General features: G+C 53.2%; 16 protein-coding genes, 1 tRNA gene and 1 rRNA gene. 11 read left to right on the plus strand and 7 right to left on the minus strand.

The window, feature by feature from the left end:
• Position 1 precedes the first annotated feature (1 nt).
• From PsAD37_RS17205 to PsAD37_RS17235, 7 genes are read left to right on the plus strand one after another with little or no spacing between them, the layout of a single operon-like run.
• Positions 2-961, plus strand: coding sequence for a phage tail tube protein (locus tag PsAD37_RS17205; protein ID WP_063297200.1), 960 nt, complete (start codon positions 2-4; stop codon positions 959-961).
• A gap of 59 nt (positions 962-1,020) precedes the next feature.
• The gene (locus PsAD37_RS17210; RefSeq protein ID WP_063297201.1) at positions 1,021-1,548 is read left to right on the plus strand and encodes a hypothetical protein; all 528 of its coding nucleotides are present in this window, start codon (positions 1,021-1,023) and stop codon (positions 1,546-1,548) included.
• Positions 1,545-1,736, plus strand: coding sequence for a hypothetical protein (locus PsAD37_RS17215; protein ID WP_063297202.1), 192 nt, complete (start codon positions 1,545-1,547; stop codon positions 1,734-1,736). Before PsAD37_RS17210 ends, PsAD37_RS17215 begins: the two co-directional genes overlap by 4 nt.
• Positions 1,729-3,732, plus strand: coding sequence for a phage tail tape measure C-terminal domain-containing protein (locus PsAD37_RS17220; RefSeq protein ID WP_063297203.1), 2,004 nt, complete (start codon positions 1,729-1,731; stop codon positions 3,730-3,732). The genes PsAD37_RS17215 and PsAD37_RS17220 overlap by 8 nt, the downstream gene beginning before the upstream one ends.
• Positions 3,732-4,361, plus strand: coding sequence for a DUF2460 domain-containing protein (locus PsAD37_RS17225; RefSeq protein ID WP_063297204.1), 630 nt, complete (start codon positions 3,732-3,734; stop codon positions 4,359-4,361). The genes PsAD37_RS17220 and PsAD37_RS17225 overlap by 1 nt, the downstream gene beginning before the upstream one ends.
• A gap of 3 nt (positions 4,362-4,364) precedes the next feature.
• Positions 4,365-5,249, plus strand: a complete 885-nt coding sequence (locus PsAD37_RS17230) for a DUF2163 domain-containing protein (protein ID WP_063297205.1) — start codon at positions 4,365-4,367, stop codon at positions 5,247-5,249.
• A complete protein-coding gene (locus PsAD37_RS17235) occupies positions 5,246-5,695 on the plus strand; it encodes an NlpC/P60 family protein (protein WP_063297206.1) in 450 nt (149 codons plus the stop codon). Before PsAD37_RS17230 ends, PsAD37_RS17235 begins: the two co-directional genes overlap by 4 nt.
• Here PsAD37_RS17235 and PsAD37_RS17240 read toward each other — a convergent pair.
• Positions 5,675-6,160, minus strand: a complete 486-nt coding sequence (locus PsAD37_RS17240; protein WP_063297207.1) for a hypothetical protein — start codon at positions 6,158-6,160, stop codon at positions 5,675-5,677. The two genes, PsAD37_RS17235 and PsAD37_RS17240, sit on opposite strands and share 21 nt — an antisense overlap.
• Before the next feature lie 76 nt (positions 6,161-6,236).
• Here PsAD37_RS17240 and PsAD37_RS17245 point away from each other — a divergent pair, with 76 nt between their 5' ends.
• The 4 genes from PsAD37_RS17245 (at position 6,237) to PsAD37_RS17260 (ending at position 12,053) form a co-directional block, all read left to right on the plus strand.
• Positions 6,237-10,199 (plus strand): glycoside hydrolase TIM-barrel-like domain-containing protein, encoded by a 3,963-nt coding sequence (locus PsAD37_RS17245; RefSeq protein WP_063297208.1) that lies wholly within the window; start codon positions 6,237-6,239, stop codon positions 10,197-10,199.
• 10 nt (positions 10,200-10,209) lie between these two features.
• Positions 10,210-10,959: a DUF2793 domain-containing protein gene (locus PsAD37_RS17250; protein ID WP_063297209.1), complete on the plus strand. Its 750-nt coding sequence runs from the start codon at positions 10,210-10,212 to the stop codon at positions 10,957-10,959.
• Positions 10,956-11,180 carry a hypothetical protein gene (locus PsAD37_RS17255; RefSeq protein WP_063297210.1) on the plus strand — a complete coding sequence of 75 codons (225 nt, stop codon included), beginning with the start codon at positions 10,956-10,958 and terminating at the stop codon, positions 11,178-11,180. The genes PsAD37_RS17250 and PsAD37_RS17255 overlap by 4 nt, the downstream gene beginning before the upstream one ends.
• 225 nt (positions 11,181-11,405) lie before the next feature.
• Positions 11,406-12,053 carry an N-acetylmuramoyl-L-alanine amidase gene (locus PsAD37_RS17260; protein WP_063297211.1) on the plus strand — a complete coding sequence of 216 codons (648 nt, stop codon included), beginning with the start codon at positions 11,406-11,408 and terminating at the stop codon, positions 12,051-12,053.
• 189 nt (positions 12,054-12,242) lie between these two features.
• Here the strand turns inward: PsAD37_RS17260 and PsAD37_RS17265 are convergent, their stop codons facing one another.
• The 6 genes from PsAD37_RS17265 to rrf form a co-directional block, all read right to left on the minus strand.
• Complete coding sequence (locus PsAD37_RS17265; RefSeq protein WP_063297212.1) at positions 12,243-15,521, minus strand: type I restriction endonuclease subunit R; 3,279 nt, start codon at positions 15,519-15,521, stop codon at positions 12,243-12,245.
• Positions 15,522-15,572: 51 nt separating this feature from the next.
• Positions 15,573-16,517: a GIY-YIG nuclease family protein gene (locus tag PsAD37_RS17270; RefSeq protein ID WP_063297213.1), complete on the minus strand. Its 945-nt coding sequence runs from the start codon at positions 16,515-16,517 to the stop codon at positions 15,573-15,575.
• Between the two features lie 47 nt (positions 16,518-16,564).
• Complete coding sequence (locus PsAD37_RS17275; protein ID WP_063297214.1) at positions 16,565-17,857, minus strand: restriction endonuclease subunit S; 1,293 nt, start codon at positions 17,855-17,857, stop codon at positions 16,565-16,567.
• Entirely contained in the window at positions 17,857-20,178 is a 2,322-nt protein-coding gene (locus tag PsAD37_RS17280; RefSeq protein ID WP_063297215.1) for a class I SAM-dependent DNA methyltransferase, read from the minus strand. The genes PsAD37_RS17275 and PsAD37_RS17280 overlap by 1 nt, the downstream gene beginning before the upstream one ends.
• Before the next feature lie 563 nt (positions 20,179-20,741).
• A tRNA-Met gene (locus PsAD37_RS17285) sits at positions 20,742-20,818 on the minus strand.
• Between the two features lie 55 nt (positions 20,819-20,873).
• Positions 20,874-20,956: ribosomal RNA gene (gene rrf / locus PsAD37_RS17290) — 5S ribosomal RNA — on the minus strand; the annotation flags it as partial.

The following is a 20,956-nucleotide window of genomic DNA, read 5'->3' on the forward strand; positions in this document are numbered from 1 at the left end:
TATGGCCCGTGCCCGAGGTGCCCGCTCTGTTCTGGCAGCTGCCTTTGAAACAACCTATGGCACCGCTCCAGCTGCGGGCTCATATTGGAAGATGCCCTTTGCCAGTTCCAACCTTGGCAGTGAGCAGCCCTTGCTGGAAAGCGAGCTTCTGGGTCAGGGCCGCGATCCCTACCCGCCGGTCAAAGACGCCATCACCACGGAAGGCGATATCAGCGTGCCCATTGATGTGCGCTATCTTGGCATCTGGCTAAAGGCGCTGTTCGGCGCACCAGAGACAACAGGTTCTGCAGCGCCCTACTCGCATGAGTTTCAAAGTGGTAAATGGGACCTGCCCAGTCTTGCCATTGAGGTGGGCATGCCGGATGTACCCTACTTTGCGATGAACACAGGATGCCGTGCCAACTCCATCAACTGGACCATGCAGCGCTCAGGACTGGTAACGGCCACCGTCAACCTGATTGCTCAAGGTGAGGTTACTGGCACCACCTCCAACACCGGTGATCTGGAGCAACTGCCTCTCAAGCGGTTTGGCTCTTTTAGCGGGTCCATCCTGCGCAACGATACTCAACTCGGCAACATCACTTCTGGCCAGATCACCTATACCAACAATCTGGAGCCTATCGAGACTATCCGCGGAGATGGCATGATTGATGACGCAGATCCGGCTATGGCCATGCTATCCGGCACCATCGATGTGCGCTTTGCCGATCAGACGCTTTTGTCTCAAGCACTTGCTGGAGAACCCTGCAAACTGAGTTTCCGCTATGCGCTGGGCAATGACACCAACTTTGAGCTTGTCGCCCAGGCGGTTTACTTGCCTAAGCCTAAGCTTGCCATTGAAGGACCCGGCGGTGTTCAGGTGAGCTTTGCCTGGCAAGCGGCCCGTGACGAGGCGTTGGGCCGAATGGCAACAATCATGCTTAAGAACGATGTTGCTTCCTATGACAACCCATCTGTTTAGATCGTTTTCTTATCCGAAAACCGGACCACTTTTCGGGAAAACGCGGCAAGGAGACTGCCATGCGCCTTGATCTTAGCTTAGAGCCCAAATGGTATGACCTCATCCCCGAAGCTGGCATTCGGGTACTGGCCGATCCCGCCATCACCGACATCATGGACGCCGCCCGAGAGGATGAACGATTGATCGCTCTTGCCGGTGACGAACCTCTATCTGAGGTGATCGAGCCCGGCAAAGCCACCAGGCTTGCCCGTGTTCTGTCTCTAGTCGTTGCACAGCAAGTCATTCGTGACTGGGAAGGTGTGGAAGAAGAGGCTGGCGTTAAGGCAAAGTTGACACCTGACCACATCGAAGCATTTCTGAGGCACCCACAAATTGCCGATGCTTGGTTGCTTTACTACATGCAATATTGGCTTCAGGTAGACAAAGATATACTTGAAGAAAAAAACGTCTCTGCGCCCTTGCTGAGTGGCACTTCAGCGGCGGCGCAGAGTATTGCAGCGCGTGCCCCAGTAAATGCAAAGACTGCCCGCAAAAACAACACCAGCCGCAAAGCCAGGAAGGCCGCCGGCTCTGGCAGGTCGTCATGAGACTGGGCGGTCAGGTGCGCACCATCTCCACCATGAACGGCTATGTGGTTCTGGGCTGGGACATGGGAGCTGCCTTAAAGCTTGCTGATAATCTTGATGCCAATCCATATCTGGCAGCTTTGATCCTGCCCGAGATCGAGCAGATCGCATGTGCCAAGATTAACGAGAGGCTGCAGGCGGATGGTTGAGCGCAAGGTCTCTGTCAGGCTAGCAGCTATTGGCGGTAAAGCCGTCAAAGATGATCTGGCTGCCATCGGCAAGACTGGTAGTGTGTCTCTTACCCAGATCGGCTCGGCCAGCGAGGCTGCTAATGCGGGACTTGATGAGGTCTCTTTAGCTGTTGCCAGAGGCCGAGAACAATTGGAACAGCTTGCCGCAAAAGCTGCGCGATCAGCCAATGCCCTCAGAGCAACGGCAACAGCCACCACACCGCTGATTGATCAGATCAATCGTATGAGCGGCGTGACACCCGCGATTGGCAAAACCACAGCAGAGTTTCTCGCCCAAGGCCAGGCACTTGATGATCTACGGGCCAGATACAATCCTGTCTTTGGTGTGATCCGCAGATACCGGCAAGCCATCTCAGAGATTAAAGCCGCCCATCTGGAAGGCGCGCTTTCTGCAAATGAGATGACAGCTGCTATTTCTCGCGAACGCAGCGAGACCTTGCAAAGCATTGCCGCCCTTAAGAACCGAACAACGGCTATCACCCGTATGGCCCGTGCATCGCGAGGTGCGACCCTGCGCCTGCAGCAGATGTTCTTTCAGGTGAATGATATTGGCGTCTCGCTGGCCGGTGGGCAGAACCCGTTTCTGGTGCTGGCCCAGCAAGGCACGCAGATTGCCCAGATCTATGGTTTTGGTAATGGCGGCGTCTCTGGAGCCTTCAAAGATCTAAGATCCCTTCTTGTCGGTGTGGCGCGCAGGTTCTGGCCAGTGGCTGTTGCCGTGGGTGTGGTGACAGCTGCCCTTGCAGGTTTGACCTATGAGATCAACCAGACCACCGATGTGTCTGTCACCATGGGTGATACTTTGTTGGCGGTCTGGCAACTCATCCGTGACGGGTTTAATGCGCTGGTCGCTCCTCTTATCAATGCGATTGCTCCATGGTTTGAAGCAGCCTGGACCCGTGTGGTGGCTGCCACCAAAGCAACCGGTAACTTCATCATCAACGAGATGAAGATCACTTATGAGATCATCACCACCATCTGGGAGCAATTGCCAGCTGCCTTTGCAGCACTCATGATCGGAGCCACCAATGCAGTCATCCGTGGTATCAATCTGATGATCCGCAAAACCACCCAGGGCCTTAACACGCTAAGCCGAGCGGCTAATCGGGTTCTATCCAATATTCCAGGCCTTGATGAAAACTTCCGTATTGGCCAGCTCAAAAACATCCAGATTGAGCAGATCGCCAATCCTTATGCCGATCAGGTCGCGACTGCTTCCAGAGCGCTGGATGAGCTCGTTACTGAAATCGCGAAGCAAGATCCCATGGGTGAGTTGTTTTCTGCCATCAAAACCCGCGCTGTCCAGAACGCCCTCAGCCGCATTGCTGAAACGGCAGATAAAACCGGCAAGGCAGTCAAAAAAGCTGCAGAAGAGGCCAAGGTCGGATGGGAGGCAGCACTTGCATCAATCGAGGCCTATGTGGCCAGTGCCCGCGATATTGGCGCTGCCTTTGGCGATCGCATTGCCAAAGTGTTTTCAGATGGCGAGCAAGCCATTGCGAACTTCGTTCAAACCGGCAAGTTGGAGTTTAAAAGCCTCATCACCTCGCTCATTGCCGATATGGCCAAGCTGGCAGCCCGGCGCTTTATCTTTGGACCCATTGCCTCGGGGCTTTCTGCGGGCTTGAGCAATCCATCCAGCGGTCTGCAAAACCTGCTGTCTGGCTTCTTCAAGTCGCTCCTGACGCCGACGACAAGTTTTGCCGGTGGTGGGCATACGGGCTCGGCCCCGCGCACCGGCGGGCTTGATGGCCGCGGCGGGTTCCTCGCGCTGATGCATCCGCAAGAGCGGATCATTGATGAGTTCAGAGGTGGCAGGCAGCAGCAACAACAATCTATGCCGCCCGTTATCGTCAATATCGAAACCCGCGATGCAGAGTCCTTTCGCCAATCCAGAACACAGGTGGCAGCTGACATTCAGCGGGTGGTGGCTCGCGGTCGCCGAGGGCTTTAATGGTCTTTCATGATGTGCGGTTCCCGGAGAAGATCAGCCGCGGAGCCCGCGGTGGACCGCGCCGCCGCACGCAAGTGGTTGAGCTTTACTCTGGAAATGAGGAGCGTAATGCCTCCTGGGCCAACTCCCGGCGTGAATATGATGTTGCTTTTGGCATTCGCAGCAATGACCAACTGCAAGAGGTCATTGCCTTCTTTGAAGCACGCAATGGAAGGCTCTATGCTTTCCGCTTCAAGGATTGGGCCGACTATAAAAGCTCCATGCCCTCAAGAGCGATCACACCTCTGGATCAGCAGCTGGGCGTTGGGGATGGCACGCAGGCAGCATTCCAGTTGCGCAAACTCTACGGCACTGAGGCGCTTGGATACTGGCGCACAATCACAAAGCCTGTTGCCGATAATATCCGTATTGCAGTGAATGGCCTCACGCAAGCCAGCGGCTGGACAGCTGACCTTGCCACTGGTCTCATCAACTTCAATAGCGCTCCTACAGCAGGAGCTGTCATCACCGCAGGCTTTGAGTTTGATGTGCCCTGCCGCTTTGACACCGACAGCATCGACATCACGCTAGACCTGGAGCGCCTCGGGTCCATCACCTCTATTCCGCTCATTGAAGTTCGGGACACCTGACACATGAAGAAGCTCTCGGAAGACCTGGCAACTCACCTTGCCAGCGGCACCACCACCCTGTGTTGGTGCTGGCGGCTGATCCGCAAAGACGGTGTGGTCTTTGGCTTTACCGATCATGATCTGACACTTCAGTTTGATGGCACCAGCTTTGAACCGGAGACCGGGCTCATTCCATCAGAGTTGCGTGCCTCTTCTGATCTTGCCGTTGATGCTCAGGAAGCCGAAGGGGTGCTATCTTCCGACCATATCTCCGAGCCCGATATCTTTGCCGGGCTTTGGGACAATGCCAGCGTAGAGGTATGGCGGGTCAACTGGCGAAACGCTGAAGACCGGGTTTTAATGCGGCGCGGATCCATCGGCCAAATCCGGCGCGGCAAAACCGCCTTTGTCGCCGAGGTGCGCAGCATGGCCCATGTGCTGGAGCAAAGCGTAGGCCGCACCTTCCAGAATGCCTGCGATGCAGCTCTTGGTGACAACCGCTGCAAGGTCAATCTGGAAGCGCCTGAACTTAGCACTACCGGCACCGTCACCAGCCTCATCAGCGATCGTGGCTTTGTCGTCTCTGGCTTAGATGAATTTGCAGCTGACTGGTTTGCTCTTGGCCTGCTTAACTGGCAGAGTGGCGAGAACCAAGATCGGCAGGTAGAAGTCTCCCGCCATGAGATCATCTCTGGCGTTACCATCATCACATTGCTGGAAGCGCCGGTGCGACGGTTTACTATTGGAGATACTTTCCAGATTAAGGCCGGCTGTGACAAGCTCTGGCAAACTTGTCTGGAAAAGTTCAGCAACGGCGATAACTATCGCGGCTTCCCGCACATTCCCGGCAATGACACGCTGATCCGCTATGCCGCTACTAGTCGTGGGCATAAGGGTGAGCCGTTGTGAACAAGGATCAAGCAAAGCGCATTGTTGCTGCTGCTCAGCGCTGGATCGGAACGTCCTATCACGATCAGGCCAGTGTTCGCGGCGTGGGCTGTGATTGTCTTGGGCTCGTTCGCGGTGTCTGGCGTGAGGTTGTTGGTGACGAGCCAACTGACATCCCGCCCTATACACGGGATTGGGGGGAAGCCGGAGATGTGGAAGTGCTAGCGGAAGGGGCAAGCAAGTGGCTGCTGCCGGTGTCTCTGGAGGATATCAAGCCTGGCTGTATTCTGCTGTTTCGGATGAAAGATGCTGCAATCGCCAAGCATTGCGGGATCATGAGTGATGCGGCCCACTTCATCCACGCCTATGAGCGGGTTGGGGTGATCGAACAACAGCTGACAAAGACGTGGATGCGGAGATTGGCATTTGGGTTTAAAGCAAATACATCAAGCAAGTTCAGCTTCTGACTTTTCGCAAGCTAAAGACAGAAGATTAAAGGCATTCTCGTATTGCTTCCATTTAGGCCTAGGGACCCACTTACCTGCCGCATTTTCATTCGCAAATACAATGCTGTACTTCCCAGCGTTCTTGCCGCTCTTGTTTTGATTTGCTTTCTCAATGAGCTCCAAGGACGGCATTACCCAGTAAGTATCGCACGCCTCTGAATAGAAGAGGAAATAGAAGTTTTCCCTTGGCTCTCTAATCTCCATAGCAGAAAACGTACTTGCATTTTTTGCGGCTGTAGAACGCGCTTTGATTTGCAAATCAATATACTGCGGCGGAGAGGTTGGAAGTCGAATGATGCAATCAATCTGCTGATCATCGACAAGAGTCATGTAAACATCATAGCCCCTCTTAAGGAGCTCAGCTACAGCTACATATTCCTGGCGCTTTCCAAATGACGCTGTTGAGCGAAAGCTAGTTTCCTTCATGACACTCTCCTCAAAATGCAATTTAAAACAACTTAAGCATACTTGATACACAAGCAAGCTCAAGCATGAGGCATTCATGGCAACACTTGTCCTTGGCGCTGTTGGCACCGCCGTGGGCGGAGCCATTGGCGGCTCGTTTCTTGGCGTGACCGCAGCCACAATCGGTGGTGCAATCGGCGCAGCAGCTGGCTCGTATATTGACAGCTGGCTGATCAGCACGACGCTTCCTGACCAGACCATCGAGGGCCAGCGACTTGATCGCCTGCAAGTCACCACCTCAACAGAGGGAGCTGTCATTCCCCGTATGTTTGGCCGCATGAGGATCGGTGGCAATATCATCTGGGCAACTGACTTTCGCGAGGAGATCAACCAGCAAACCCAAGGTGGCGGTAAAGGCGGCGGACCGAAGGTCACCACAACCACCTATGCCTACTATGCCTCGTTTGCCATCGCACTGTGCGAAGGGGTTCTTACCGGCATTGGTCGCATCTGGGCAGATGGTGAGCTTATGGATCTGCAAGGTGTCACCTGGCGCTGGTATGCAGGCGATGAGGCCCAAGAGCCAGATCCCCTCATCAAGGCTAAGATGAACGCGGCACCGGCCTATCGCGGCACAGCCTATCTGGTCTTTGAAGAGCTGCTATTGGAAAGCTATGGCAACCGCATTCCGCAGATCACGGTGGAAGTGTTTCGCCCGCTCTTGGACGGCACACCGGAAGGCCAGTTGCAATCGGCCACGTTGATCCCGGCATCTGGCGAATATGTCTATGCCACACGGCAGGTGACCAAATCCGAAGGCGGCGCCAAGACAGCCGGCATCAACGTAAATGCAGAAGCAACACAAGCCGATCTCATCGGTGCCCTGGACCGCCTGCAAGCCTCAGCCCCAAACATCCAAAGCATCTCGCTTGTGGTTGCCTGGTTTGGAGATGACCTTAGATGCGAGACTTGCAAGATCCGCCCAGGTGTCGATCAACCGACCAAGAATGCCAGCACGTCCTGGAACGTCAATGGTGTCAGTCGGTCTGATGCTTTTCTGGTCAGCCGTGATGATAAGGGAGATCCTGTCTTCGGCGGAACACCTGCCGACTTTTCTATTGTCGAGGCAATCAAGGAAATAAAGGCCCGTGGCCTGCGGGTTACCTTCTATCCCTTCATCCTGATGGATATCCCGCCAAACAACACGCTGCCAGATCCTTATAGCGATGATGCAAGCACGATCGGTCAACCCGCCTATCCCTGGCGTGGCAGGATAACATGCTCTCCTGCCCCTGGTTTTGCTGGCTCTCCGGACAAAAGCGAAGCAGCAGTTGGACAAGTGTCTGCGCTGTTTGGTTCTGCTGCTATTGGTGATTTCAGTGTGAGCGGGACAAGCGTTTCATGGACGGGACCATCGGGTGATTGGGGCCTGCGCCGCATGATCCTGCACTATGCCCATCTGTGCAAAGCTGCTGGCGGAGTGGATGCGTTTCTCATCGCCTCAGAAATGCGCGTGCTTAATCAAGTGCGAGGACCAGCAAACAGCTTTTCCGCAATTGAGCAATGGAGCAGCTTACTGAGCGATGTACGCTCTGTTGTAGGTTCAGATACCAAGCTCTCTTATGCCGCCGACTGGTCCGAGTATTTCGGCTTCAGGTCGGCAGGTGACAGCGGAGACCTCTTCTTTCATCTTGACCCAATCTGGGCTCATGAAGCCTGTGATTTTATCGGTATCGACAACTACATGCCGCTTTCCGATTGGCGCGATGGTTTTGACCATCTGGATGCGCAGATCTACCCGCACATATTCGATCAGAGTTATTTGAAGGGCAACATTGCCGGCGGCGAAGGTTTTGACTGGTTTTATGCAAGCGATGCTGATCGCATTGCTCAGGTCAGAACGCCAATCACAGATGGCACCCACAATAAGCCTTGGGTGTTTCGCTATAAGGACCTACAGAGCTGGTGGAGCAATCAGCATTATGATCGCCCAGGCGGTGTGGAGGGGACAGAGCCAACGGCCTGGATACCACAGAGCAAACCCATCTGGTTTACCGAGTTCGGCTGTCCTGCTGTAGACCACGCCACCAACCAGCCCAACGTATTCATTGATCTCAAATCATCAGAATCCAAAGCGCCCTACTTTTCTCGTGCCTGGCGTGATGATGCCATCCAGCGGGCTTACTTGAATGCCACGCTGAGCTATTGGCAAGAGCCGGGCAACAATCCCACATCAAGCGCCTATGACGGTCCCATGCTGGACCTTGGCAATTGCTCTGCCTGGACATGGGATGCCCGGCCCTATCCGTTCTTTCCAGAACTCACCAACATCTGGTCAGATGGTGACAACTGGCGACTGGGGCACTGGCTGGGAGGACGGCTCGGGGCTGTTGGGCTTGGTGCGCTGGTCAAACACCTATGTAAACGCGCTGGGCTGAGCGGAGATCTGATCGACACCTCAGATCTTTATGGTGCCGTTGAAGGCTATGTGATTTCTGCGTTGCAAAGCCCGCGTGCATCAATTGCCGTGCTGGCCCGTCACTTCGGCTTTGATGCCGTGGAGAGCGAAGGCATTCTGCATTTTAAGGTGCGTGGGCGTGGTGCCGTCAAACGCCTTGAGCTTGATGATCTGGTGGCAGCACCAAAAGACACTGAGCCCATCGAGTTTGAGCGCGCGCAGGAAACCGAACTGCCCCAGGCGCTGAAATGGTCTGTCGCCCGCGCCGATGAAGACTATGACGCCATTCAGGTGGAAGCGCAGCGGGTAACAGTGCAGGCGAGCCGTATCTCTTCTGAAAACTTCCCGCTTGCCGTTGCCCCGGAAGAAGCGGAGCGCCGGGTGCGCCGCGCCCTGCAAGAAGCCTGGGTTGGACGCGACGGTGCCAGCTTTGCGCTACCGCCGTCAGAGCTTGCCCTTGATCCAACAGACGTGGTTGCGCTGGACCATGATGGGCGCAGCTATGATCTGCAGCTCTTGAGTGTCAATGATGGCCTGGAGCGCAAGGTGACCAGCATCCAGCAAGATCGCCAAGTCTACGATATGCCACCTGGACCATCGCGGAAAAGAACAGATGGAGCGCTTTCGCAGGCGGTTGTATTCGGAAAACCTCTGTTTGCGTTTCTCGATCTGCCGCAGCTCTCAGACAACTCCCCTGCTCATCAGCCGTTGATGGCAGCTTATGCCGATCCCTGGCCGGGTGTTCTCAATGTCTATCGCAGTCAAGCAGACGCAGGATTCAAACGGGTTGCCGAGATCACCACGCCAGCCCAGTTTGGGGTGACACTAGAGCCCCTTAAGCGAGGTCCTACCTCCCGGTTTGATCTTGGCAGTGAATTGGTAATCTCAGTCTCTTCAGGAACAATCGAGAGCATTCCAGACTTAGAGCTCCTTGCGGGCGGCAATGCTTTTGCCATTGAGACTGCTCCAAACACCTGGGAGATCATTCAGGCCAGCAGAGCAGAGCTCTTAGCGCCTAGCACCTACAAACTCTCACGGCTGCTTCGCGGTCAACGTGGTACCGAGAGTTCTATCGTCGATACACTCCCGGCAAGCGCAAGGATCATCCGTCTTGATGATAATTTGGTTCCGGCTCCCATCACTTTGAGCGAGATAAGCTTGCCGTTCCGGTGGCGTATCGTGCCCGGAAGAGCGTCGCTTTCTGATCCTGCCACGTTGGCATTAGGCTTTACGCCGGAAGCCAATGGTTTGCGTCCATTGTCTCCGGTTCATGTTACACAACCTATTCGCAAAGGACGTCTTCCCGGTGACCTCGCTCTCTTCTGGATCAGACGGTCCCGTTTGCCCGAAGCGGACAGCTGGCTGTCACGCGATGTGCCACTTGGCGAAGCCATCGAGGCCTATGAGGTGGAGGTTCTGAAAGACGGCTCAGTAATCCGCACGCTGAGTTCAACAACCTCCAGCGTGATTTATATCGGCACGCAGCAGATTGAGGACTTTGGAGCAATACTTTCGTCTGGAGATACGCTTCTCATCCGCATCTACCAGCTCTCCAACACTTTAGGCCGCGGCATGCCGCTTACCACCACTTTGCACTTCTGAGGCCATATCCATGTCAGAGACAACTTCTCGGCTTGCCCTGCCCTACATCACGGCCGCGCAGGCGCAAAAGCATATCACCCACAACGAAGCCCTTCGCCTACTCGACGGCCTCATTCAGATGCGGGTCCTCAATGCAACTTCGGCAGCACCGCCAAGCTCCCCCGGTGAGGGCGATGCTTACATCGTGAGTTTTCCCGCCACAGACGCATGGACTGGCTGGGAGAAGGATGTGGCCTTTTATGCCGATGGCAGCTGGTTCCGGCTGCCCGCCCTTGATGGCATGCGCGTCTGGGACCCAGATGCTGAAACATTGCTGATCTATACCGCTGGGAGTTGGAAAGTTCTCTCCGATGCCTTGAACCTTTTGAGATCAGCGACGCTGGTTCATGTCGCCAAAGGACCACTTGGAGGCACCACAGGCCTGGGTGTTCTGGAAGAAACGCTCTCAGGTCTGTCAGGCTCTATTGTCGAGACCACCATCACCATTCCAGATCGCTCCATCTGCCTTGGTGTTTCCACCCGAACAGTCTCAGCAATCACAGGTGCCACTTCTTACGATTGTGGCATTGACGGCGAGCTCTCCAAGTTCGGCGGTTCCCTCGGCATTACCGCTGGCAGCACCAACAAGGGCATCATCGGCCCGCAAGGCTTTTACGCTGATACGCCCATTCGCCTGACCGCCAAGGGCGGTGACTTCACTGGGGGCACCGTCAGCGTGGCGATCCATTATCTCAGCGTTGGCGTACCGGACGCACAATGACAAACCTTGGCGAGATCATCAATGCGCTGGGCGGCGGACCCGCAGCCGTTGCTATTGTCGGTCTGGGCTTCTTTGCCTGGAGAGTGCTCAATTGGTGGCGACAAGACACCAAGGAATACAACGCTGCCCTTCGCGAGATCCAGAAGGACGCCATCGAAGGCCTGCAAGCCAGCACTGAGGCCATTCGCGCCTTAACCAAGGAGATCAAGCGCCGTGATTAAACACCTCCTGAAAACCGTTCCGCAGTCCCGCAAGCGGACATGCAAGACTTGTAGCCGGCAAGCTGTACTTGCTGTGCGTGAAAAGCGCCTAGAGCTTTGCCATGCGCTTAAGGAGTTGGCGCAGGCGAGAAAAGCCAAAGACCGAACCTGACGCCTGCGCATTCCAAAGAACTCACCTCTTCAAGCTGCCTTCGGGCGGCTTTTTTTATGTCTGGAGGACTAACCATGACGTACACCACACGGGACATCCAAGCCCGACTTGCTGCGCTGAGCTATGATCCCGGTCCCATCGATGGTCTTGATGGACCAAAGACAAAAGCTGCGATAGCTGAGGCGTTGAAAGCGCGGAACGTGAAGCGCGTCGAGGAGTTGTTTCATCGCTCTGGCCTTCATCGCATTATCTTGCATTGGACAGCAGGCGCGGACGGGCTCATTGAGCTGGAGCGGCAGCACTACCACATCATCATCGATCGCTCAGGCCGAACACATGCAGGTGCTCTAAAACCAGAGGCCAATGCCAATTGCCTCGATGGCCGCTATGCCGCTCATACTAGAGCACTTAACACCGGGTCCATCGGCGTTGCCCTTGATGCCATGTCGGGCGCAATAGAGTCTCCTTTCGATCCCGGCAAGTATCCAATCACGCAAGTTCAAGTTCAGGCACTAGCGGAGACTGTTGCTGATCTCTGTGAAACCTACCAGATCCCGGTGAGCCCATACTCCGTTCTTACCCATGCAGAAGTTCAGCCGACGCTGGGCGTCAAACAACGCAGCAAATGGGATATCGCCTGGCTGCCAGATATGACTGAGCCGGAAAATCCGGTTGATGTGGGCAACAAGCTGCGTTCGCTCATTGCAACTGCAGGGCTCTGAGCTTTCAAGTTACTGCTGTGACAACTGACAGGAAACAGTCTCTCGTTGAGAGTGCAAACAGATCACTGAGGGCCATGTGCTGACATTCGACAAGGCATTGAATGCTGGGTTGTTTCGCAGGCGCAGCATATTAGTGGCAGGCTAAAACAGCCATCAACACGATTTAACAAAGACTTTTCGTAGAGTGATTTACTCAACGTCTGATTGATCGAACTGAGTTTGCTTCTTCTCTGCATACATCAGATCAAGTAACAAGTTGGAGATCTCAGCGGCTTTCTCTGGGTTTGATAGGAGATGCATCATCATTTTCTGGTGCGCCTCACCACTCGTAATAATGGCATCGTCTACTGCATTTTGGAAACCGCCTAGCTTTGCCTGATCTTTGGTGTTGTTTTCAATCTGAGTCATAACAAGCGGATTTTCAGAGATTTTGTCTTTGAGAACGTACAGGTAATTGACCTTATCTTTTTCTGTAAGCCCATCTTCAGCAAACAGGTCATTCACACGCTCAATAATCTGCGAGAGGAATTCTTCTTTGGGATCTTTAGATTTGCCACTGCCAAGCTCGTCAGCTGGCTCCAATCCCTCACCTTCACCGCTTACCAACTGCAAATCCTGCTGCTTAAGCTTCGACAGTCGGTAGTGACTCAGTTCGACATTGTCCAGATCGATTACATCATCCTCAATTGCAGCTTCGCGCAGCAAAGGACGCAGGCTTCGTGCAAACAGGCTAAGCTTTTCCAACTCCTTATCATCATAGTCCACGATTTGTGAGATGAACTCATAAAACCGCACATACGTGCCCAAATCCTTCTTGAAGATTTCCAGCCCGTCTTTTTCTTTCTTGCAGTCTTTGAACGTTGTATCCGTGTTGGCAATCAGGACAGGATCGCCAGCCTTTTTGGCGCGCTCGAACATATCCTTTGAACGCTTATAGGCTTCAACGGCTGACTTGTAGCGGCTGGTCCAACGTTCCACCGCAGGCTTACAGATATTTGAGATGGCCGCACTGCTCTTGTTCTTTTGCAAGAAGGCAATGCAGTACTGCTCCACCTCGCTCCATAGGAAAATTCCAGAGCTTCTGAGTTTTTCTGAGAGTTCGAAGACGAGATTAGGATTAGACACATCCATGAGTTCAGCGGTCTGATAATACTTCTGAAACGGGGCTAGAACGTCTTCTGGCTCATTGAAGAAGTCCAGCACAAACGTGCCGGATTCTGCTTTACCCTGATAGGTACGGTTGAGACGAGAAAGAGTTTGAACACATTCCACTCCGGCCAGTTTTTTATCCACGTACATGGCGCAGAGCTTGGGCTGATCAAACCCAGTCTGGAATTTATTCGCAACGATCATCACCTGATACTCGTCACCATCAAAAGCTTTGCGCATGTCGCGGCCTTTCAGGCCTGGGTTCATGCTGGTTTCAGTGAACTTCTCGCCAACCAATCCTGCTGAGTTCGGGTCTTTATCAGTAAACTCCACCTCACCGGAAAATGCAGCCATTGAGTGGATTTTATCGTAGCCTTTGGCTTTTGTGTATTTGTCGAAAGCTAGCTTAAAACGAACAGCCTCTTTGCGTGAGCTGGTAACCACCATCGCTTTGGCTTGTCCGCCTAACAAGCCCATCACATTATCTTTGAAGTGCTCAACAATGATCTGCACTTTTTGAGCAATATTGTAGTCATGCAGCCGTACCCACTGGTTCAGCTTGACCTTGGCTTTTTTGCTTTCAACCTCGTCGTCTTTTTCCTGTATCTTAAGAGCGAGATTATAGGCGACTTTGTAGTTGGTGTAGTTTTTCAGCACATCGAGAATGAAGCCTTCCTCAATCGCCTGACGCATGGAATATACGTGGTAAGCCACTGGGATATTGGTGCGAGATGGCACCTCATCAGGCTTTGGCAGACGGCCAAACAGCTCTAGCGTTTTAGCTTTCGGTGTTGCGGTAAAGGCAAAATAACTTAGGTTTTGCGAGGCGCTGCGTGAGGCCACAGCAGCATCAAGAATATCTTCGCTGCTCAGCTCTTCTTCACCAGAGCTTTCCTCTTTCATCAGCACTTCTTTGAGCTGACGTGCGGTAGAGCCAGTCTGTGAAGAATGCGCTTCATCGGCAATAATGGCATAGCTACGCGTCTTCAAACTTGTGCTGTTCTCAATCGCTTTGAGCACAAACGGGAAGGTCTGGATGGTGACGATAATAATGGGCTGAGAAACCTCCAGCGCTTTAGCCAGCTTCTCAGACTTAGAGCCATCACCTTCCTTGTTGTTGATGCGGCCAACAACACCGTCCACATGCTCAAACTGATAGATTGTGTCTTGCAGCTGGTCATCAAGCACTGTGCGGTCGGTCACGATGATGACGGAGTTGAACACCTTTTCGCCGTTGTCACCATAGAGCGAAGAGAGTTGATGCGCGGTCCATGCAATAGAATTGGATTTGCCAGAGCCAGCGCTGTGCTGAATAAGGTATTTTTGCCCAGAACCTTCGCTTTTCGCCGCATCAACAAGTTTGGTGACCACATCCCACTGATGATAGCGCGGGAAGATCATGGTCTCTTTTTTGATCTTCCTGCCCTGCCAGTCTTCCTTTTCCTCAATCTGTAGATGGATAAACCGGGCGAGGATGTTTAAAAGATTGTCGGGCTGCAGCACCTCTTGCCACAAATAGGCTGTGGCATATTCATTTTTGTCTTCTGGAACATCATTGCCAGCCGCTCCGTCCTTCGCCCCTTTGTTGAAGGGGAGGAAATATGTGTCTTTGCCCGCCAGTTTGGTGGTCATATAGACCTCATACTGGCTCACAGCAAAATGAACGAGCGCACCGCGTTTGAATGTGAGCAACGGCTCTGGCTTGCGCGTTTCAGGGTCAATAGGCAAACGAGTGGTTTTATACTGCCGCTTGGCGCTGTCTACCGCCTGCTTGAACTCGGATTTCAGCTCCAGCGTGGCAATTGGTAAGCCGTTGACGAACAATACCAGATCGATGCGCCAGTTCTTTGCCTTCTTTCCGGTTACGGTCAGATGCTCTGCTGTAGCCCAGGGGCTGTAAACCAGCTCTGGCACCACACGCAAACGGTTTTGTTTATAGCGCGCCAGCGTGTCGGGGTTGAGGTCGTGCTCTGGCTTAAACTGACACAAGCTAAACCGGGCGTTGCGGTCTTTCAGGCCATGGCGCAACACACCAAGCGTCCCGTAAAGGCGCATTTGCTTGTCGGCGGCTCTTGGGTCAGCTTTGCCAAGCTGCGTTGCAACGCATTCAAGGAATTTCTGCTCGCTGTTACCGGGGTGGTTCCTAGCAAACTTCTGCCATTCCCCATCCTGCGTTTCTTTGACAAAGCTGAGCAGGTCTTCTTCATAAAGGGCAAGGGCGCGATTGTAGCCAGCAGGCGAACCAAGCAACCAGCCATTGGCACACAACTGGTTGATAATATCGCGCTGGAAATGCACTTCAGCAGCCTTGTCGCTCATTCCTAAAATCCCTTAAATATCAATTCATCGCGGCGTAAACCCGCCATTATCTCAGGCGTCTTCCAACTGTGGTTCCGGTGTTCCAAGCAGTTGCTCAGCTTCCCATTGCTTGTAGGTCTTGTTGGTGCCTTCCAGTTTCCAGGATTTTTGACCATTGGAAGAACGACCATTCACGATCGCCGCCGCAGCGCTGGGGCTTTTAAAGGCGTAATCAGCTGCAAAGTGCGCACTGCTACCCGCGCTGACAATAACACCTGTTTTATCCAGCTCCTTGCGCAAGGTTTCATAGGATGTGACGCGCCCGCCTTTGCCTTCCCAGCGCGACCGCACAACCGAGCCCTTTTCAACGATGAACTCACCCTCCTCCAAACGCGCTTTTGCGCAGAGACCGTGTTTTGGTGTGAGCAATTCAAAGCGCACAGAACTGGCATTTTGCACTGTCGAAGCTAAGGAACTGGTAGTGAACGCTTGCTCTGGTGCCGCGCTGCTGCGTTTACTTTCGACAAATAAGTCAATGCCGAGGGCGGGAAGGATCATGTAAAGGTTTTCCAAAAAACCTTCCATATTGGCGATGGTGGCCTCGCTGACCTGTGGTTGTTGTGGAATTTGGGCATTGTCAAGGATCACACGGCCAACAGAGGCGGCGCGCTCATAGCTGCGCGCCTCTAAAAATCGGACGTGGGCTTTGTTCAGCTTGTTATCAGCTGTGGTGACAAACACCGCCTTCGTCCACCAGTCTTTTTTGGAATCGTGGGTGCGAATGCGTTGGCCAATATCCTCCGTCTCGCCAATATAGGCGGTGGGCTCGCCGTCCTGTTCACCCAGCAGAATATAAATGCCGGTGTAGCTGGCCTCCGCCCGCACCAGTGCTTGCTTGATCTGCGTGCGAGGGACGAGGAGCACATGGCCTGTCCAGTTGAACAGCTCTGCCACCAGAAGGCCATCGGGGCGGCCATCGACAAAAAACAGCTCCAGTGATCGGCCTTTGGTGGTCATGTGTTCTCCCAATCGTCCACTTGTGCCCGTATCTGCAAGTTTGTGCCCTACGCAGATGCTTGCGTTAAACTTGCAGATTCTTCAGCAGGTTGAAAGGTGCCTTTCGGTGGTTCCCAGTCGCGCACATCAATCTTGCCTGTCACCGCAGCCGAGATAAGGGCTGTGCGACGTTCTTTGAGGAGGGTGATGGCGGATTTGGCTTTTGAGACCAATTCTTGCGTAAGACTATCTGATTTTACTAAGAATGCGGCAATCTCTTTTTGCTCCTTATATGGTGGCAAAGTCAAAGAAAGCTTTTCAAATTTCTCAGGTTCTAAGCGCCACTGGCTTGGCCGGATTCCATTCGAAATTGATTTGTAGACATCGGGCATGATTTTGCAGCGCAATGCAAAATGAATGTATTGAGAATGCTCTGAGTGGATAGCTCGATAAACAACGTAATCTGGGCTAGTTATTCCTTTAAATGTTGAAACTCCAAGTGAACCTTGCCATGCCTTCATTTTGTTGATGACGAGATCGCCAACCTCAATCAACTGATATGATGTGAGATCCTCTGGTGTTTTGTTGTTGTTGTCGTCTCGAGAGGATTTCTTGATCACGCCAAAGTCTCGATAGACAGAGAGAACTTCTAAGTCGGGATGATCTTGCCTCTTTGATTGAAGAAAGAGGTGCTTCAACTGCGTGGCGTCCCAATGCTCCGGCACATCGCCGAGCCAGTCGATGCCGGAGGGGCGTAAGGGGGCGTCTGGGTTCAGGCCTTTGGTGACGGCGTGAGAGATCACCGCCTGCCGCTTTTCTTCCAGCAACCCAATCAACCGCTCCTGCCTCTCTATCAACCGGTCAATCTTCAAAGTTTCATGGTCGAGAAACCTGGCGATCTGTTGTTGTTCCGTAAACCGCTTTGGTATGGCGAAGGAGTAGTTTCCTAGATGCTCTTGGGTCATGCTAGGCAAAGCTGTATTAGTGGAGTATCTATCGAACTGAATAGTTGTTGCCAAGTAGTATAGAAATTTGGCGGGAGTATCAGGGGATACTTCCGTGTAATACATTGTATCCACGGTCCAAAATGGCTCGTTAATGTATAAGGGGCGGTCGATAGTTCCTTTTCGCCCTAACAATACAGATTCTTTGCAGTACATTGGTTTTGCTGCGTAGGTAAACTGTCCTCCTGAACCTAGGACAGGATAGCCACTTTCTGCTTCAATTTGCTTATAGTCTTGCCCATTGCGAATAGACGCAAGGTGCTTTAGGCGCTTTACACCCCACCCATTCGGAATCTCTCCAAGCCACTCTAAGCCGCTCTCTTTGTACGCCGGATATGCCTTATACTTGCCAGCCATTAGGAGTGAACCTCCTGAAGCAGCTGCATGATTTCTGCGCTCACTGCGTCCAGTTCAGCGTCGATCTCTTCCAGTGCCCGTGGGGGCTGGTAGACATAAAAATGTCGGTTAAAGGGGATTTCATAGCCGACAATGCCGATTTCAAAGTCACGCTCATCTTTCTTGCCTGCGTCAATCCACGCTTCTGGCACATGAGGCTTTACCTCGCGGGCGAAGTAATCCTCATTAGCCTCATTGACGGAGCGGGACGGGTCCAGCGGCACGTTTTCATTATCGCGCAGGTCGCCATCTGGCTTGTACTCCACACTCTGCCCGTTCACAGCAAACAGGCCATAGGTTGGGTTCGGTGCCGTGGCCTTGTGGACCTTTTTGATAACAGGAGCAGCCTGCGGGTTCTTCCAGCTGACAGCGGTCGTGATTTGCTTTTTGGCAGCTGTTTCCAGCTTGATGGCGGTTTGCTTTTGTGCGGCCTTCAGCGTGTCGTCAAAGGCGTTCATGTCGTCATGCTGATCTGTGCCGATAACCGCTTGCAGGGCTTTGGCGCTGAGCAGAATGGCCTTCTGTCCTGTCCATGTATCCCGCTTCAGCAAGTCCTTGATATGCTTTTCCTTCAGCTCTGCAAAGCTGGCTTTGATGTGGGCGCGGATTTCTGTCTCATGCTCCGCCAGATCGCCATAGCGTGGGCAGTCCGGTGCGTCTGTCCAGTTCCCCCCATAAGTCTCAAAGATCCACTGCATCACAGTACCCAGTGGTTTTGGAGCAAAGCGCAGGGTCTCCAATCGCTCATCAGAAAACTGGAAGCTTTCGCGCAAGGGGCGTTCAATGGTCAGGCGGCGATAACCAAACTCATGTGATTGGAAGATTTTGGAGGCAAAGGTTTTCAGCTCAGCCTTCTTGCCATTTGCAGACTTGCGCCCGCGTGTGCTGGCAGGTTCTTCTGCCTTGTCCAGCTCTTGCACCTCCACCACCTCAAATGCGCCGAAACAGCGGGTGATGGTGCGGATGTCGTCTTCGCTCATCTGGTTGCGTTTGGAGCCAAGAGACTTGCGCATCTTGGAATAAAGGTTCGCCCCGTTTATGAGCTGTACCTGCCCTTTGCGCTCAGCGCTCTTTTTATTGCTGAGCACCCACACATAAGTGGCAATGCCGGTGTTGTAGAACATATCCGTTGGCAGCGCGATGATGGCTTCCAGCAGGTCAGCCTCCAAGATGTAACGGCGGATTTCACTCTCACCTGAGCCAGCGCCACCCGTAAACAGCGGAGACCCATTGAGGATGATGCCGATACGCCCGCCGCCTTCATGCGTGTCCCGTAGCTTGGAAATGAGGTGCATGAGGAATAGCAGCGACCCATCTGACACACGCGGCAGGCCGGGGCCGAAGCGTCCATCATGGCCTTTCAGGGTGTGCTCGTCCTTGATGGTGCCTTCAATCTTTTTCCAGTCCACCCCAAATGGTGGGTTGGAGAGCATATAATCAAACTTGTCGGCGTAGAGCTGGTCCTGGCTGAGCGTGTTGCCAAGCTTGATATTATCAACTTCCTGCCCCTTGATCAGCATATCCGCTTTACAAATGGCATAACTCTCCGGGTTCAGCTCCTGCCCAAAACCGCGCATAACCGCTTGCGGGTTAAGCTCGTGCACATACTCCATACCAGAAGACAAAAACCCGCCAGTCCCTGCGGTGGGATCATAAATGGTGCGAATAATACCCGGCTTTGTCAGCGCGTCATCATCCTCCATAAACACCAGTGACGTGGTGAGGCGAACGATATCGCGCGGGGTGAAGTGTTCACCAGCCGTCTCGTTGGAACCTTCCGCAAAGCGCCGGATCAGTTCCTCAAACACCAGCCCCATTTCATGGTTGGAGATGTTTTGCGGGCTGAGATCTGCCTCACGAACGCGCTGTACCACTTTGTAGAGCAGATTGGCCTCTGCCAGTTGAGCGATAAACTCGGCAAACTTGAAGTGCTCGAAGATCTCGCGGGCATCCTTGGAGAAGCCCTGAATGTAGTTCTCCAGATTGTCCTTGATGCCCGTTTCGCCAAGCTTGGACATATCCATTCTGGAGATGTTGTAGAACGACAACCCAGCGGCCCGCAGCAACAGCTTCTCCTGCGCCTCTTCTGGCAAGTTCATCGACTTGAGCTTCTCAGCCTGCGCTAACACCGCATCCTTACTGCCTTCCAGTACGCACTCAAGGCGGCGCAGCAGTGTAAACGGCAGAATAACGCGGCCATACTGGCTTTGCTTAAAATCTCCGCGCAGCAAATCAGCAAGAGACCAGATGAAGGCAGCTAGGTTATTGGTTTGATGAGACACGAAGAGTTTCCAGAATGATTAGGAGGCAGCAATTGTGGTCACTATCAACACCCCACACACGCCGAGTAAATACCGGAAGCTAACTAATTAGAGCATTTAGTTCTCAGAGCCGCTTTTTTCCAAACAAAACACGTGACAAAGACTGATGCTATGCGGGAACACTCAACTCTCGATAGATTTATCTGATTAGCTAGAAATACCTTGTCGCAAGCGCAATAACTGTTTAGACGCTCCATCCTTCGCACCTGCAGCGAAGGACCGGCCCGATCACAATGTGGAGCGCGTCAGCACACAGACAAGCACCTAGCTTTTCAGCCACTCTCACCACCGACCGTTCAATTTAGCGCCAGTCCGTAGATTGCAATCTATGAATTTCACAACCAACTTAGAATATCTCTCTTGCCCTAAGCCTTAGGAGAACCTGACGTCATTTGCCAGCCATCTCTTTGCATCTGGCGTCTCAAGACTGGATCAAATGTTGACGTGGTGTTGACGCGAACGCAAAAAGCCCTGAGCGGTTGGCTCAGGGCTTTTGCTATCATACCAGTATGATTGGGATATTTTGGTTGCGGGGGTAGGATTTGAACCTACGACCTTCAGGTTATGAGCCTGACGAGCTACCGGGCTGCTCCACCCCGCGGTAAAATGTGTTTGTTCTGTTTCATTTTGAGAGATTGTCAGTGTGGATTATTCATGCCCGGCGGCGCCCTACTCTCCCGCGTCTTAAGACGAAGTACCATTGGCGCAGGGGCGTTTCACTTCCGAGTTCGGGATGGGA

Source organism: Pseudovibrio sp. Ad37 (assembly GCF_001623075.1).
Classification (GTDB): Bacteria; Pseudomonadota; Alphaproteobacteria; order Rhizobiales; family Stappiaceae; genus Pseudovibrio.